The sequence below is a fragment of the Pseudoalteromonas sp. SG43-4 genome, from assembly GCF_014164325.1.
GTDB classification, from domain to species: Bacteria; Pseudomonadota; Gammaproteobacteria; order Enterobacterales; family Alteromonadaceae; genus Pseudoalteromonas; species Pseudoalteromonas distincta.
The window spans coordinates 76,998-93,505 of the sequence record NZ_JACJFB010000004.1; the positions used below are offsets into that span (position 1 = coordinate 76,998).

The window sequence follows — 16,508 nt, forward strand, 5'->3', positions numbered from 1 at the left end:
ATTATGATAACTGCCATTATTCGTTGGTCTGTTGGCAATCGCTTTTTTGTGTTGTTGCTTACATTAATTTTACTGGGTGGAGGATTGTTTGCACTAAAAAATACGCCCGTGGATGCCTTACCTGACTTATCTGATGTTCAGGTCATTATAAAAACTACTTACCCGGGGCAAGCGCCGCAAGTAGTGCAAGACCAAGTTACATTTCCGCTCACCACTGCAATGCTTTCTGTGCCGGGTGCACAAACTGTAAGGGGTTTTTCGTTTTTTGGTGACTCGTACGTTTACGTTATTTTTGACGAAAAAACTGATTTGTATTGGGCGCGTAGCCGAGTACAAGAATACCTAAGCCAAGCAGCAAACCGATTGCCCGATAGCGCTACGCCAGAGCTTGGCCCTGATGCAACAGGCGTAGGTTGGATTTATTTATACGCACTAATTGATAAAACAAATAAACACGATATTAGTCAGCTACGAAGCTTACAAGATTGGTTTTTAAAGTTTGAGCTACAAACTGTGCCCGGTGTATCTGAAGTGGCTGCTGTTGGTGGCATGGTTAAGCAATACCAAGTCAATGTAGAGCCTGATAAATTACGTGCATATGGTATCCCGCTTAGCCTTATTCAAACGGCGATTCAACAAGGCAACCAAGAGATGGGCGCCTCGGTAGTTGAAATGGCTGAAGCTGAATACATGGTAACAAGCACAGGCTACATTAAAAGTGTTGCCGACCTAGAAGCTATTCCGCTTGGTGTAAACGCTAATGGTACTGCGCTGCAATTGCGTGATGTAGCCGATATTAGAGTCGGGCCGCAAATGCGCCGTGGTATTGCAGAGCTTAATGGCGAAGGCGAAGTAACCGGCGGCATCGTTATTATGCGCTATGGCGAAAATGCACAAAAAACCATTGAGCTGGTAAAAGCAAAATTAGAATCGCTTAAAAAGGGATTACCAGAGGGCGTTGAAATAGTCCCTGTGTACGATCGCTCCAACTTAATAAATAACGCAGTAGATAATCTAACAAGTAAGCTAATTGAAGAGCTGATTGTAGTTGCTTTAGTGTGTGTGGTGTTTTTGTTTCATGTGCGCTCATCATTGGTGGCGATTATTACGTTACCGCTTGGGATTTTAACGGCATTTATAATTATGTATTGGCAGGGGATTAACGCCAATATTATGTCTTTAGGGGGAATTGCAATAGCGATAGGCGCAATGACCGACGGCGCTATCGTCATGATTGAAAATATGCACAAACATATGGAAAAAACGCCACTTACCAACGAAAACCGCTGGGAAGTTGTGGCTAAATCGGCGAGTGAAGTGGGTCCTGCATTATTTTTTAGTTTATTAATTATTACCGTCAGCTTTATGCCGGTATTTATTTTAGAAGCGCAAGAAGGGCGTATGTTTGCGCCACTGGCTTACACTAAAACCTATGCTATGGCAGCGTCTGCTGGGCTTGCGATTACCTTAGTGCCGGTATTAATGGGTTACTTTATTAGAGGTAAAGTTATTTCGGAGCAAAAAAATCCAGTTAACCGATTACTCGTCGCAGCGTATCGCCCACTACTTAACTGGGTGCTTAAATTTCCAAAAATGACATTGGTACTCGCGGTGGTTGTTTCTGTTATTGGCTTTTACCCGGTAAACAAAATAGGCAGTGAATTTATTCCGCCACTTGATGAGGGCGACTTAATGTATATGCCCACAACGTATCCTGGTTTATCGGTAGGTAAAGCGCGCGAAATACTACAGCAAACCGACAAGCTAATTGCCACATTACCCGAGGTTAAAACAGTATTTGGTAAAGTTGGGCGAGCAGAAACTGCAACAGATCCTGCGCCGCTTACAATGATAGAGACGTTTATTCAGCTAAAACCAAAAGATGAATGGCGCGAGGGTATGACGCTTGAAAAACTTAAAAAAGAACTCGACGGTTTGGTTAAGTTTCCGGGGTTGACGAATGCGTGGGTAATGCCAATTAAAACACGTATTGATATGCTCGCAACCGGTATTAAAACTCCCGTGGGCATTAAAGTTGCGGGACCAAAGTTGAGTGAAATTCAAAAAATTGGTCAACAAATAGAAGTGCTTTTAAAAGATGTGCAAGGCACTGCATCGGTTTACTCAGAGCGAGTAGCCGGTGGGCGTTATATAAAAGTAGATATAAACCGAGAAAAAGCGGCGCGTTATAGCTTAAATATTAGCGACATACAGCAAGTTGTATCTACTGCAATAGGTGGTACAAACGTAACTCAAACCGTAGAAGGGCAAGAGCGCTACCCAGTTAATTTGCGTTACCCGCAAGCATACAGAGACTCGCCAGAAGAGCTAATGTTGTTACCTATTGTAACGCCTACAGGGCAGCGTATAGCACTTGGTGATGTAGCTGATGTATTTATTGAAGATGGACCGCCTGGTATAAAAAGCGAAAATGCACGTTTAAACGGTTGGAGTTTTATTGATATAGATGGCGTTGATATTGGTACTTACGTTGAGCACGCTCAGCAAGTGCTCTATAAAGACCTAATACTACCTGCTGGCTACTCAATTACGTGGGCTGGGCAGTATGAATACATGCAGCGCGCTAAAGACAAACTGACTTATGTATTACCACTTACATTAGCGATTATTATTGTGTTGCTTTATCTTAATTTTAGAAGCTTTGCTGAGGTCACTATTATTATGGCTACGTTGCCACTGGCAATGATTGGTGGCGTATGGCTAATGTATTTAGAGGGCTTTAACTTTTCAGTTGCAGTGGGTGTAGGCTTTATTGCCTTAGCTGGAGTAGCGGTAGAAATAGGAGTCATTATGTTGGTGTATTTAAACCAAGCCTATCAAGAAAAGTGCCTCGAAGCAGAGCAAGCCGGAAAACCGCTTAGTTTAGTGCAATTACAGCAAGCTATTATTGAAGGAGCAGGGCTTAGAGTGCGCCCAGTAATGATGACAGTTGCGACAATTATTATTGGCTTGCTACCTGTGCTTTATGGTACAGGCACAGGAAGCGAAGTAATGAGCCGGATAGCAGCGCCTATGGTTGGCGGTATGGGTAGTGCAATTGTACTTACCTTACTCGTTATTCCTGCTGTTTACTTGCTGTGGCGCAAACAAGGACTTAAATAATAAATACACAGAGTAATACGCTAATTTGATGGCGTATTACTCTATAAAAGTTACTCATAATTTGTAAGTTGTTCTATTAAATAGCTCGTTATTACTCATATTTAAATTAACTAACTGTTTTTAAATAGCTTTTTAATTGGCACGCTTTACGCAGTGTATTACCTATACAGTCAACAAGTAAGGAATGCACATGCAAGTTAAAACAATTAAAGAGGTATACGATTGGACCGTTTTGTTTCATACGCAAATGGCGGCTAATTTTTATAGCGTAAAGGATTTACTCGATGAACATAATGCAATGCTGGTGGACTACTACCTAAATTACGAAAAAAAACTCGCCGAAGATTTAGTCGGGTTTAAAGCGATAACTGAAATAAATACGCTCGATACATACAGCTATGAATACTTTGCTAAAAATCCTGAGTTAATTACCTTTGATGATATTAGTAAAGATCAGCAATTCGATGAGAAAGTTATCCAAGCTTATTTATCAGAGCAGCATCAAAAAGTGATTGAGCTATATGAATACTTACTTGAACGCGCCGAAACCCAAAGTGGGCAAGAAAAGCTTCAACAAATACTAGAGCTTGAAAAGCAAGGTATAAAGCAAATGATGCAAAGTACTAATCGACATATGGATATGTAGCTTTATAAGATAACTATTCAAAATAGCCGATGCTTGCATCGGCTTATTTTATGTCTGCGTTAAATAACCCGCAGAGGGCTTTGATAAACTGGCTAAAATAATATGCGTGTCAACAGTGTGGCACGCACCTAGGGAGATCAAACTTCTTCTGTATCTACAATTAAATCACTTGTTATTGATTCCAATGCTTCAATGACTTCATCTTTATTCATACCATTGGGTAAAGTAACGGTAGCAACAGCGCTAAAAATAGGCACCCCCCAATTAGGCGCACTTTGCTGCCTTGAATTTAAATGAGTAATGTTAGCGCCTTTGTGGCGTATTACACTCGCCAACTCTTGAACAATACCTGGGCGATCGTTACCTGTTATAACCAGATTGATTTGTTCTAATGTTGATGGTTCAATTTCTGTGTTTCCGGTTTCAATTCGAACGTCTAACTTAGGTAACTTATTTAAAGCGCTTTGTAATGATTGAAAGTGTTCCTCAGCAACTTCAAGTTGAATAATACCTGCAAAATGACCTAATAAATGGCTTAAGTTACTGCTTAGCCAGTTGCCATGATTTTGTAACACGACGGATGAGATACTCTCTACTAAACCAGGGCGATCTTGCCCTAAAATAGTTATAACCAACTGCTTCATAAATAATTCTCTTTTTAAGCCCAAAGAAAGTAAATGCATAGGCATTAAGTGTATTGTCTAATCTAAATTGTGTGTTGTTGCACTTTTATAAATCGTTGATTTTAAAATAATAAAATTGAATGTGGTTGTGTTGACTATACGTGGTATTAATAGTCATTCTTATTTAGTAAGTACTCTTTTAGTATTGACCTCGATAAATGCTTTGTCCAATTATTTTATAATTTAGTTCACTTAAAAATCATCTATATGAGACTTATTTAGCGATTTTCTTCGCTAGTTTTATTTAAAACCGTTTTAACGTGCTTATTATTACTGCTGTAACATTACTGTCATCTTGATGAAATATAATTTATACAACGTTAAGATTTAAGGGTGTTTTGATGACTTCAAATCCGAATAAACCGACTTTTAATACGGATCGAAGCCGTCTATTTAAAGATCGGTTTGCCAAATTTGGTATAACCGCAGGTGGGATAATGGTATTGGTAGCACTGCTATTAATATTCTTTTACCTTCTTTATGTAGTACAGCCAATTTTTGAATCTGCAAAAGTAGAAAAACGCGATAGCTTTCAGGTCGCTAATTCGCAGCAAATAGCAGGCCTAGGTGTAGAAGAGCAAACTGAAGTTGCTTATTTACTCAGTCAGCAAGGGCAGGTTGATTTTTACAGTGTGCAAGATGGCAGCTTTGGTAAAAAGCTTAAAACATTAAACGCCGAGCTACCAAGTGATGCAACAAGCTTTGCAACTAGCGCGCCTTTTCAAGGGCATTATGCGTTTGGTTTAAAAGATGGCACTGTAATGGTCGTAGCACCTAAATTTTTGGTCACCTTTCCTAATAATGAGCGTAAATTAACGCCTCGTTTAGACTTTCCTCTTGGGGAAATGGCTTTGGAAGTAGATGAACAAGGCTCAGCTATTAAACGCTTTGCATTTAGCCACTATGAAGACAGAACAGCTGTTGTCGCACTCACAGAAGACAAACGGGTGCTGTTTAGCAGTTTTGTTGCTGAAGAGAATATGTTTACTGGCGAAGTTGAGTGGGTTGTTGAGCGCACAGAGCTAGATGTTGAAGGGCGTGTAGATGAGCTATTAATGTCGCCAGATACAACCCGTACTTTTGTACGTTCTGCTAATCAAGTTTACGTATACGATACACGTGACCCAAGTGATGTAGAGCAAATTCAGCTACTTTCAGCTAACGAAGAAAATGCCAATATTGTATCTGCACAATTACTAGCAGGTGCAAACTCATTAATGCTTGCCAATGATAACGGCGAAGTTTCGCAGTGGTTTGAAGTTAACACTGACACTGGCCGCGAATATGAAAAAATACGTTCATTTGAAACGACTAAGCAAAGTAAATTAAATGTATTTACAGAGTTCTACCGTCGTACTTTTTTTACGACCAGCAGTAACGGTGAGCTTGGGGTGTACTACACAACAAGCGAAGCAAAATTATGGCAAGGTAAAGTAAGTGAAGGCGCAATACAAAACTTTGCAATTTCACCGCGTTCAAATGCTGCATTAATTTTAGCGGATAACAAACTAACAGTATTAGAAATACATAACGAGCATCCAGAAGTTACTTGGTCAGCGCTTTGGCAAGAAGTATGGTACGAAGGTTACCCAGAGCCAGGTTATATATGGCAGTCAACATCAGCCAGTGATGACTTTGAATCTAAGTTTTCATTAGTGCCAATTTCGTTTGGTACATTAAAAGCAGCCCTTTACGCGATGTTATTTGCAGTGCCTATTGCGCTTTCGGCGGCAATTTACACGGCATACTTTATGTCGAGCAAATTACGTAAGGTAGTTAAGCCTACTGTTGAAATAATGGAAGCATTACCCACCGTTATTTTAGGTTTTTTAGCCGGTCTTTGGTTAGCTCCATTGATAGAAGAGCACTTACCTGCAATTGTTGGGTTACTCATATTATTACCTTTAGGTATGTTAGCGACAGGTTTAGCTTGGACTAAATTACCAACCAAAATTCGTCATCGAATTCCTGAAGGATCTCATTCAATTATCCTTATTCCGGTCGTTTTACTTATTGGCTGGTTTTCGTTTGCGATGAGTGAATTTGTTGAGCTTTGGATGTTTGACGGCAATGTACGTCAGTACTTAACAAATGAGCTAGGTATGACATTCGATCAACGTAACTCGCTGGTTGTAGGCATTGCGATGGGGTTTGCAGTTATTCCAACTATATTCTCAATTGCAGAAGACGCCGTATTTAGTGTTCCAAAGCATTTATCAAATGGCTCATTAGCATTAGGTGCAACACAGTGGCAAACACTAATACGTGTTGTATTACTTACAGCAAGCCCTGGTATTTTCTCTGCGGTAATGATGGGACTTGGCCGCGCCGTTGGCGAAACCATGATTGTACTTATGGCAACGGGTAATACACCTATTATGGATTGGAGCATCTTCCAAGGTATGCGTACGCTTGCAGCAAATATTGCAGTTGAAATGCCTGAGTCAGAAGTAGGTAGTTCGCATTACAGAATATTGTTCTTAGCGGCCTTTGTACTATTCATATTCACATTCATTTTTAACACAGTCGCTGAGTTTGTTCGCCAGCAACTGCGTGAAAAATATAGCTCAATGTAAGCGGAGAGACATGACATGGTAAAGCAGTGGTTTAAGTCTGGTTCTCCTTGGATTTGGATGACCGGTGGTGCAGTGAGCATCAGTTTAATTTCAGTTCTAGGCTTATTAGCAATGATAGCCTGGAAAGGATTAAGTTTTTTCTGGCCTTCAGAAGTTGTGCAGTTTGAACTTGAAGGGTCAATTTCAAAACAAACCGTTATTGGCGAAGTTTATGACCGTGAATTAGTACCAAAAACGCGTTTAGCCGCGACAGGTATTGACGTTAGCGGATTTGAAAAAGAAGAAATAGAGCGCTTACTTATTAAAACAGGTAATCGTGAGTATGTAGATTTAGACTTTCGTTGGATATTAGAAACCGACATTAAAAATAAAACAACGCCTGCAACGCTTGCTGTATTTGAGCGTAGTAAAAACGGTAATTTTTATGGTTATGTTGAAAGTGTAATTAAAGATGGTAAACCAGTCGAAGGCGATAAAATTGAAGCTCTACATGAACTTGTAGAGCGTGCCGTGGATTTAAACGACGAAGCACTTGATTTACAAAATGGTGACATTGGGCATATTAACTATGAGCTTGAGCGTCTTCGTTTAAAAGAAAAGGGCTACTTACTAGATAACGCACTCACTGATGAACGTGTTGCTGAGCTTGCTCAAGAGCGTGCTGAATTACGTGCGCAGTATGGTGTACTTGAAAAAGATTTATTTGCACTACGTAAACAAGCTAAACGTGACCACGTAACTGTAAAAGATATGCGCGGTGAAGTAGTTACGATTCCAATGTATCAAGTACTTGATGTTTGGTTTCCAAATGATATGGGCTTTTTTGCAAAGCTAGGGCACTACTTTGTGCAGCTAGGTAAGTTTGTATCTGATGACCCACGTGAAGCAAATACAGAGGGCGGTGTTTTCCCTGCTATATTTGGTACTGTGTTTATGGTTATGCTGATGGCTGTAATAGTGACGCCGTTTGGTGTTGTTGCTGCAATTTACTTACACGAGTATGCCGCTAAAAATGCAGTCACTAAGATGATTCGTATTGCGGTGATTAACTTGGCCGGTGTGCCTTCAATTGTGTACGGTGTGTTTGGCCTCGGCTTTTTTGTATACATGTTAGGTGGTAGCTTAGACCAATTATTTTACCCTGAAGCGGCACCAACGCCAGTATTTGGTACGCCAGGTGTAATGTGGTCGGCGTTAACGCTTGCTATATTAACTTTGCCAGTTGTTATTGTATCGACTGAGGAAGGCTTATCTCGTATTCCAAGTACCGTACGTGACGGTTCACTAGCGCTTGGCGCAACAAAGGTTGAAACGTTATGGCGCATAATTATTCCAATGGCAAGCCCTGCAATTATGACTGGTTTAATACTGGCAGTTGCGCGTGCTGCAGGTGAAGTTGCACCATTAATGTTAGTAGGCGTTGTAAAAATGGCCCCTACATTACCACTTGATGGTAACTTCCCGTATTTTCACTTAGATAGAAAGTTCATGCACTTAGGCTTTCATATATACGATGTTGGCTTCCAAAGCCCTAATGTTGAAGCGGCACGTCCGCTGGTATACGCCACTGCCTTTTTATTGGTGTCGGTGATTATTACCCTAAACATAACGGCCATTGGTATACGTAACCATTTACGTGAAAAATTCAGATCGCTTGAACACTAATTAGTAAAGATTTTATAGGTAACAAAAATGATTACAGTCGCTCCACAAGTAAACCAAGCTAATATTGGTCAAAAGTTAGACCTAGAAAATTTAACGGATGATCAAAAAGCGCTAGAGATTAAAGACCTCGATCTTTACTACGGTGATAAGCAGGCGCTTAATAAAGTTAATATGAACATTCCTAAAGGCCAAGTAACTGCGTTTATCGGGCCGTCTGGGTGTGGTAAATCAACATTACTGCGTTGTATTAATCGCATGAATGATTTGGTTGATATTTGCCGTATTGAAGGTGAAATATTACTCCATGGTCAAAATATTTACGATAAGAGCGTAGATGTAGCAGCACTTCGTCGTAATGTAGGCATGGTGTTTCAGCGCCCTAATCCATTTCCTAAATCAATTTATGAAAATGTAGTTTATGGCCTGCGCTTACAAGGCATTAAAGAGAAACGTAAATTAGATGAAGTAGTAGAGCAATCACTTCGTGGTGCTGCTTTGTGGGATGAAGTAAAAGATAGATTGCACGATAGCGCGTTTGGCTTATCGGGTGGTCAGCAACAACGTTTAGTTATAGCTCGCTCAATTGCAATTGAGCCTGAGGTACTTTTACTTGATGAACCAACATCAGCACTCGACCCTATTTCTACTTTGGTAATCGAAGAGCTAATAAACGATTTAAAAAACAAATTTACCGTTGTTATTGTTACACACAACATGCAACAAGCAGCGCGTGTATCTGATCAAACAGCCTTTATGTATATGGGCGAATTGATTGAATACTCAGACACAAATACCTTATTTACTACACCAACGAAGAAAAAGACTGAAGATTACATTACCGGTCGTTACGGTTAATTAGCCCGTTATAGCGTGTTGTACAAGATTAAGAGAGAAGGTAACTATGGAACATAATATTAATAAGCATATTTCTGGGCGCTTTAACCAAGAACTAGAAAATGTACGTAACCATGTATTGAGTATGGGTGGCTTAGTTGAGCAGCAATTAAATAGCGCGCTTGATGCGGTGAGTCGTAACGATGCTGAGCTTGCTCAAAAGGTACGTCAGAACGATTACAAAGTAAATGCAATGGAAGTCAGCATTGATGAAGAATGTACGCGTATCATTGCTCGTCGTCAGCCTGCAGCAAGTGACTTACGTTTAGTGATTGCAATTGCAAAAACTATTGCAGATTTAGAACGTATTGGCGATGAAGCTGAGCGAATTGCTAAAGTTGCACTAGACTCATTTACTAAAGATCAACAAGACTTGCTAGTAAATATTGAGAATATGGGCCGCCAAGTTTTAAAGATGTTACATGATGTACTAGACGCATTTGCACGTATGGATGTGCAGCGCGCATTTCAAGTACATAAAGAAGATGCAAAAGTTGACCGTGAATATGAAGCTATCACACGTCAAATAATGACTTATATGATGGAAGATCCACGCTCAATCCCTAAAATTATGGACTTAGTTTGGTCTGTTCGTTCATTAGAGCGCATAGGGGATCGTTGTCAAAATATTGCGGAATACATTATTTATTTTGTAAATGGCAAAGATATTCGTCATACATCTCAAGAAGATATAGAAAAATCGCTATAATTTTTTACCTATTTTTCTTTTTTATTAAAGCGGCTTAGTGCCGCTTTGTGCATTGCAAGCCTTAGTGAAGTAATAAAAAGCGTTCACAATCTTGGTTAATACTGTAAAATTCATGCTGCAAAGCATATCAATTTGATTAAAGGGTCAGTTATGCCTACAAACGCGTTTTTAGGAGTATTTGCAAAATCTCCTATCAAACCAATGGAAGAACACATCAAGAAGGTTCATCAAGCAAGTAAAGCCTTGATACCTTTTTTTAATCACGTATTTAAAGAAGAGTGGGTACAAGCTGAAGAGCTTCGCATCACTATTCGCAATTTAGAACGTGAAGCTGATGATATGAAAAGAGATATACGCTTACAATTGCCACGTGGTTTATTCATGCCGGTAGAGCGTACAGATCTTCTCGAATTAGTAACTCAACAAGATAAAATTGCCAACAAAGCAAAAGATATTGCAGGACGAGTGATTGGTCGTGAAATGACCATCCCAAAAGTTATGCAAGCAGACTTTTTAGCTTACTTAACCCGTTGTGTAGATGCGACTAAACAAGCATCTAAAGCAATTAACGAATTAGAAGAATTGCTAGAAACGGGTTTTAAAGGTCGAGAAGTCACCTTAGTAGAAAAAATGTTAGTTGAATTGGATGCCATAGAACAAGACACGGACGAAATGCAGATAAAAGTACGCCGCCAGCTACGTGATGTAGAGGGTGAGTTAAATCCAATTGATGTGATGTTTTTATATAAAATCATTGAATGGGTTGGCGAGCTTGCAGATATTGCAGAGCGCGTAGGATCACGTCTTGAGCTGATGTTAGCTCGTTAATTTAAAATCAGTTCAAACACGAAAGATTAAGGTTTTACAATGGATATCATTGCATCTTACGGCACGGTATTAATTTTAATTGCCGCAGCAGTCGGCTTTTTTATGGCTTATGGTATTGGCGCGAACGACGTCGCGAACGCCATGGGTACATCTGTAGGTTCAAAAGCGCTAACAATCAAACAAGCTATTTTTATAGCGATGATTTTTGAATTTGCAGGCGCCTATTTAGCAGGTGGTGAGGTTACATCAACAATTCGTAAAGGAATTATTGACGCAGCACCATTTGCAGATATTCCGGAATTAATGGTTCTGGGTATGATTTCGTCTTTATTTGCAGCCGGTGCTTGGTTATTAATGGCCTCGTTCTTAGGTTGGCCTGTATCTACAACTCACTCAATCATTGGTGCAATCATTGGTTTTGCGTTAGTTGCAGTAGGTACTGAGGCGATTCAATGGGATAAAGTAGGTGGTATTGTAGGTAGTTGGATTATAACACCTGCCATATCAGGCTTTATTGCATACTTAATATTCATGAGTGCACAAAAGCTTATCTTTAATACAGATGCACCACTAAAAAATGCTAAACGTTATGTCCCTCTTTATATGGGCTTAGCAGGTTTTATAATGGCATTGGTTACAATTAAAAAGGGCTTAAAGCACGTTGGTATAGACCTAGGCTCAGCTGAAGGCTATGCACTGTCAGTAGGTGTTGCAATAGTTGTTGCTGTGATTGGTAAAATTGCCATATCTCGCTTAAATATTGATCCAAAAGCAGATAAACAAATGCAGTTCAACAATGTTGAAAAAGTATTTGCTGTTCTTATGGTACTAACAGCATGTTGTATGGCATTTGCACATGGTTCTAATGACGTTGCTAATGCAATTGGTCCACTAGCAGCTGTTGTAAACATTGTTGAAAACAATGGTGAAATTGCTAAAAAAGCAGCTATTGCTTGGTGGATTCTACCTCTAGGTGGTTTTGGTATTGTTGCTGGTCTTGCTATTTTAGGCAAAAAAGTAATCAAAACAATCGGTGAAGGTATTACACATTTAACACCTAGCCGTGGTTTTGCTGCTGAACTAGCTGCTGCTTCTACCGTTGTTATTGCCTCAGGTACTGGTATGCCAATCTCTACTACTCAAACCCTAGTGGGTGCGGTATTAGGTGTAGGTATGGCACGTGGAATTGGCGCGCTTAACATGGGTGTTATCAGAAACATTGTAGTTTCTTGGGTAATTACATTGCCAGTTGGCGCTGCCCTTGCTATTGTTATTTTCTACGTACTAAGAACCGCATTTGGGGTTTAATAAAAAAGTACTCAAAGACTTTTAGCTTGAAAAGATCTCAATGCCCTAGGTGTTGGGGTCTTTTTATTTGTGGAAAGAAAAAATGACTAACCTTCCAAGTATTAAACAACTACAGTATTTATTAGCTGTTCATCAACATCAGCACTTTGGCAGAGCCGCTAGTGCCTGCTTTATAGGACAATCTACTTTAAGTAGCGCTATTCAAAATCTTGAAGAAACACTAGGCTGTCAGCTAATTGAGCGTGAAAATCGCAGCCTGATGTTTACCAGTATTGGTGAAGAAGTTGTTGAGCGTTCTCGTAAAATAATTAACGATACAATTAGTTTAAAAGAGCTTACAAAAAGCTTTTTAACACCACTAAGTGGTAAGCTGACTGTGGGTGTTATACCTACAATTGCAAGCTTTATAGCGGCTCCGCTTTATCATTTTTGTAAAGAAACCTTTTGTGATTTAGAGCTGGTATTAATTGAAGATACGAGTGACAAGCTACTGGATAAACTTGAACATGGGCATATTGATTTAGCGCTACTTGCACTGCCGTACGAAACAGATAAATTTCATACACAAGTATTGGCAAAAGATCAGTTTAGTTTAGTGCACCATAAGGATTACAGCGCTGCAAAGGGCGTAGTCGACTTTAATCTATTACCAGAGGCTAGCGTATTCTTATTAGAGCGCGAGCACTGCATGACGGGCCATGCGCTTAGTGCATGTCACTTAAACCGTGCCAGTTGTATTAACCCATTTGAAGCTGCAAGCTTACATACTCTATTAAGCATGGTTGAGCATCAGCTCGGGGTGACTTTTTTACCACAGATGGCGATTAATGCGGGTATTTTAGATAATAAAAATATGGTGGCTACACCATCACAAAGTGATGCATATAGAGATATTGGTATCTTGTGGCGTAAAACTACGGGCCGAATTCGAGACTTTAGGCTATTTAGTCAACAGCTTGAGGTGTTTTTAAAGCGTCAATGTAGTTTAGATTTTTCTAAAGCAGAATAATAAGTGAACTAAAGCAGCCTACAAAGGCTGCTTTTGATTTTGAAGATGGCTTTCAAAAGGCTCAAGTTCAGGTAAAAATAATAAATAAATCCATACCACCAAGTTAAAGTAAGGCACGCAGCCTAATACAGTAAATACCTTAACTGGGTAGCCTTTAATATTCGCGTAGCGGTAACACTGATACGCGATTGCAAAATGTATAATCAGTAATAACATAACTAGTTGTGTCATACCTTCTTCCTTAAAAGCTTAAATAGCTTTGAAACCCACTATAAATATCGGTACTACGCCGCCAAAAGGTAATGTCATGTTTTTAAAGTGAAATACATAAAAAGGCACGACATTTTTTATTTGATGCTGAAAGTATAGGCAAGAAAGGTAATATTGGTAGTAATAAAATGATTAAAATTGTTTAATTTTGTTTATTTTGGGCTAGCTTGTTGTTGGTAAAACGTTTTATTTTTAGAAATTTTTTCGAGTTCATCTTTTACTTTTTCAACAGGTATTGGGCGTGCAATAAAGTAGCCTTGCCCATAATCAACACCAATTTCTTTTAGTGCAAAAAATATCTCTTCGTTTTCAACGTACTCAGCTACAGAGCGCTTATCGAGAGACCGACTAATATCATTTATTGCTTTTACTAACGCTAAATCTATAGGGTCATTGAGCATATCACTTACAAATGAGCCATCAATTTTTACATGCTGTGCTGGTAGCTGTTTTAAATAATTAAATGTACTAAATCCAGTTCCAAAATCATCGATAGAAAAATGACAGCCTAAGCTATTAAGCTTCTCAATCATTTTACGAGTGGCCTTTAGGTTATTAATACTCGCAGATTCAGTTATTTCAAAAATTATCCGCGAAGCAGGCACGTTATACTTTTCAAGGTTTGATTCAATTAATGGCAATAAGCGTTCATCTAAGAACGATTGTGCTGACAAATTAATAGCAACTTGGTTTAACTCTGGGTGCTTAGATACACAAGCAATAGCATTACGTATAACGCATTGATCCATCAAAAATGTGTCGTTAAGCATTTCTAAAGAAGGAATAAACTGGTTTGGGTATACGAGTTCACCTTTGAGTTTTAAGCGTAAAAGCGCTTCAAAATAAGCAACTTTACACTCCTTAAAATCCCAAATAGGTTGGTAATGTAGTTCAATATTATCTTGCTGTAGTGCTTGGCGAATTTCATGGCCCCATTCAAGCCCTGTTTGTAGTGTATTGTTTTGAGCATCTTCTTTTGAATAGCAATGTACTAAGTTACGCCCTAGGTTTTTGGCAATATACAAAGCAATATCGGCTTGTTTTAAACACTCATTAGGGTCGTTATTTTGTGTCGTGATTTGAGTTAAACCAATAGAGCAGCTAATAGTGTATATCTGATCTTCTGATTTAAAAGCATGTTTTTCTATCGCACTACACACACCTTCTGCAATAAGGTGTGCATCCAGTAAATTCATATTGGTAAGTATGACTGCAAATTCATCCCCACCAATTCTGCATACCAGGTGATCGTCGCCAATATTTGCTTTAAATAATTGCGCCACTTCTTTTAAAACTATATCGCCCTGATGATGGCCTTTACTGTCGTTTATTATTTTAAAGTGATCGAGGTCAATATAAATAACAGCATGCTCTATGCCATCATAGGTGTATTTATCTTGGCATATTTTATTAAGCTGTTGATCAAAATAATAACGATTATGTAAACCAGTTAATGGGTCATGGTGTGCTAAATGACGTAGTTGAATCTCAGCTTGCTTTCGTTCGTGTATATTGTCGATAGTTGCGGTTATAGTCGCGTTGTTACGACTATTTTTTATTAGCTGCAATCTGCATTCAACCCAAATTAAATTGCCATTTTTGTGGGTTAACTTTACTTCTATTTGTTGCTGTTGCTCGCCACCATGTAAAATATCGTTAATAGTGTAGTCAAGCCTTCCTTTATCTTCGTTATTACAATAAGCGCTTAATGGGTTTTGTAGTGATGATTTAACACCAAAACCGCTTAATGTTTCCCATGCGGGGTTAATAAAACGAATATTACCTTGCTGATCGAGCTCTAAAACAACTGTATTTAAGTGCAATAAAATACGCTGATGAGCTGAAAATAACTCTTTGTAACGCACTTCGCTCACGCTTAATTGTTCTACTTTGTAAGCAAATTCAGCATAACTCACCATAAAATCTTCACGTCGTGCGGCGTGGTCACACACTTTGTTTAAAAATGAAGGATCGTAAGGGGCTCTAATAAAGTCGGTAACACCCGAAAGTAAAAGCTGCTCAGCGTAATCGGCATCGTCACTTTCTATAATTGTAACAATAGCTTGTTTAGAATTGTGCTGGAGGATTTCTTCAACGAGTACACTCGAGCTCTCTGCACTTGATGTAGTGGCATCGAGTAGCACAATTGAAAACTGCTGTTGGTTATAAGCGTTAAGTGCCGCTTTAGCTGAAGTTACGTGAGTGATAGCAAAGTTTAACTTTAACTGTTCACTTATTTTGTCTGCCGTATTTTGAAGTGGCTCTAATAATAATAAGTTTAGCCGGCTACTTTTTTCTAAGTGAGTAGATAAAACATTCGCAAGTACTTGAGGGAGCATATCTTTGTGCTCAAACGGTAGTACAGCATCTATCCCATAGCTTCGGGCTGTTGTTTCGGCAATCCGCTCACAGTAAATTGGCGGAATAAGTAAGATTGGTGTGTTTTTTGGTGTTTTTAATAATCCTGAGCGGATCATCCTAGAAAAGCGCCAGCCATCAATTTTACCAACATTAATGCCCGTTATTATAATATCAACAGGGTGTTGTTTTAAAAGCTTTAAAGCTTGTTGGCTGTCTTGGGCATCAATAAAGGTAAATACATTTAAGCTCTCTAAAGTGCCCTTAATCGCGCGACGTTCAGCACTACTTGCGTTTAATATTAGCAATTTAAGCTGGTTTGGCACGAGTTGAACACCCCTAATATAACTTATAATAATTTAGCCGAATAAGAATAGTGACATTTAACCATAAGAACAAGAGAATTTAATGGCAAACACGCAAACAGACATTATAAGTT

Annotated in this window: 12 protein-coding genes; 9 read left to right on the plus strand and 3 right to left on the minus strand. The window is 39.1% G+C overall.

Annotated elements, in window-relative coordinates; translation table 11 throughout:
* Nucleotides 1–3 precede the first annotated feature (3 nt).
* A complete protein-coding gene (locus tag H5160_RS05475; RefSeq protein ID WP_182737025.1) occupies nt 4–3,123 on the plus strand; it encodes an efflux RND transporter permease subunit in 3,120 nt (1,039 codons plus the stop codon).
* 190 nt (nt 3,124–3,313) lie between these two features.
* A complete protein-coding gene (locus H5160_RS05480) occupies nt 3,314–3,769 on the plus strand; it encodes a hypothetical protein (protein ID WP_024600196.1) in 456 nt (151 codons plus the stop codon).
* A gap of 137 nt (nt 3,770–3,906) precedes the next feature.
* Here the strand turns inward: H5160_RS05480 and H5160_RS05485 are convergent, their stop codons facing one another.
* Nucleotides 3,907–4,413: a glycine cleavage system protein R gene (locus tag H5160_RS05485; protein ID WP_002957843.1), complete on the minus strand. Its 507-nt coding sequence runs from the start codon at nt 4,411–4,413 to the stop codon at nt 3,907–3,909.
* A 380-nt stretch (nt 4,414–4,793) separates the two neighbouring features.
* Here H5160_RS05485 and H5160_RS05490 point away from each other — a divergent pair, with 380 nt between their 5' ends.
* The 7 genes from H5160_RS05490 (at nt 4,794) to H5160_RS05520 (ending at nt 13,441) form a co-directional block, all read left to right on the plus strand.
* Nucleotides 4,794–7,028, plus strand: coding sequence for an ABC transporter permease subunit (locus tag H5160_RS05490; RefSeq protein ID WP_182720009.1), 2,235 nt, complete (start codon nt 4,794–4,796; stop codon nt 7,026–7,028).
* Nucleotides 7,029–7,043: 15 nt separating this feature from the next.
* Complete coding sequence (pstA, locus tag H5160_RS05495) at nt 7,044–8,693, plus strand: phosphate ABC transporter permease PstA (protein WP_002957841.1); 1,650 nt, start codon at nt 7,044–7,046, stop codon at nt 8,691–8,693.
* Nucleotides 8,694–8,720: 27 nt separating this feature from the next.
* Nucleotides 8,721–9,548, plus strand: coding sequence for a phosphate ABC transporter ATP-binding protein PstB (gene pstB, locus H5160_RS05500; protein WP_002957840.1), 828 nt, complete (start codon nt 8,721–8,723; stop codon nt 9,546–9,548).
* 46 nt (nt 9,549–9,594) lie between these two features.
* The gene (gene phoU / locus H5160_RS05505; protein ID WP_007586465.1) at nt 9,595–10,296 is read left to right on the plus strand and encodes a phosphate signaling complex protein PhoU; all 702 of its coding nucleotides are present in this window, start codon (nt 9,595–9,597) and stop codon (nt 10,294–10,296) included.
* Nucleotides 10,297–10,446: 150 nt separating this feature from the next.
* Nucleotides 10,447–11,124 carry a TIGR00153 family protein gene (locus H5160_RS05510; RefSeq protein WP_002957838.1) on the plus strand — a complete coding sequence of 226 codons (678 nt, stop codon included), beginning with the start codon at nt 10,447–10,449 and terminating at the stop codon, nt 11,122–11,124.
* Between the two features lie 39 nt (nt 11,125–11,163).
* The gene (locus tag H5160_RS05515; RefSeq protein ID WP_024597536.1) at nt 11,164–12,432 is read left to right on the plus strand and encodes an inorganic phosphate transporter; all 1,269 of its coding nucleotides are present in this window, start codon (nt 11,164–11,166) and stop codon (nt 12,430–12,432) included.
* Nucleotides 12,433–12,514: 82 nt separating this feature from the next.
* Nucleotides 12,515–13,441 (plus strand): hydrogen peroxide-inducible genes activator, encoded by a 927-nt coding sequence (locus H5160_RS05520; protein WP_002957836.1) that lies wholly within the window; start codon nt 12,515–12,517, stop codon nt 13,439–13,441.
* Nucleotides 13,442–13,459: 18 nt separating this feature from the next.
* Here H5160_RS05520 and H5160_RS05525 read toward each other — a convergent pair whose 3' ends face one another.
* Both H5160_RS05525 and H5160_RS05530 read right to left on the minus strand, forming a co-directional pair.
* Nucleotides 13,460–13,672 carry a hypothetical protein gene (locus H5160_RS05525; protein ID WP_002957835.1) on the minus strand — a complete coding sequence of 71 codons (213 nt, stop codon included), beginning with the start codon at nt 13,670–13,672 and terminating at the stop codon, nt 13,460–13,462.
* A 191-nt stretch (nt 13,673–13,863) separates the two neighbouring features.
* The gene (locus H5160_RS05530) at nt 13,864–16,395 is read right to left on the minus strand and encodes a GGDEF domain-containing protein (RefSeq protein WP_039489071.1); all 2,532 of its coding nucleotides are present in this window, start codon (nt 16,393–16,395) and stop codon (nt 13,864–13,866) included.
* Nucleotides 16,396–16,508 lie beyond the last annotated feature (113 nt).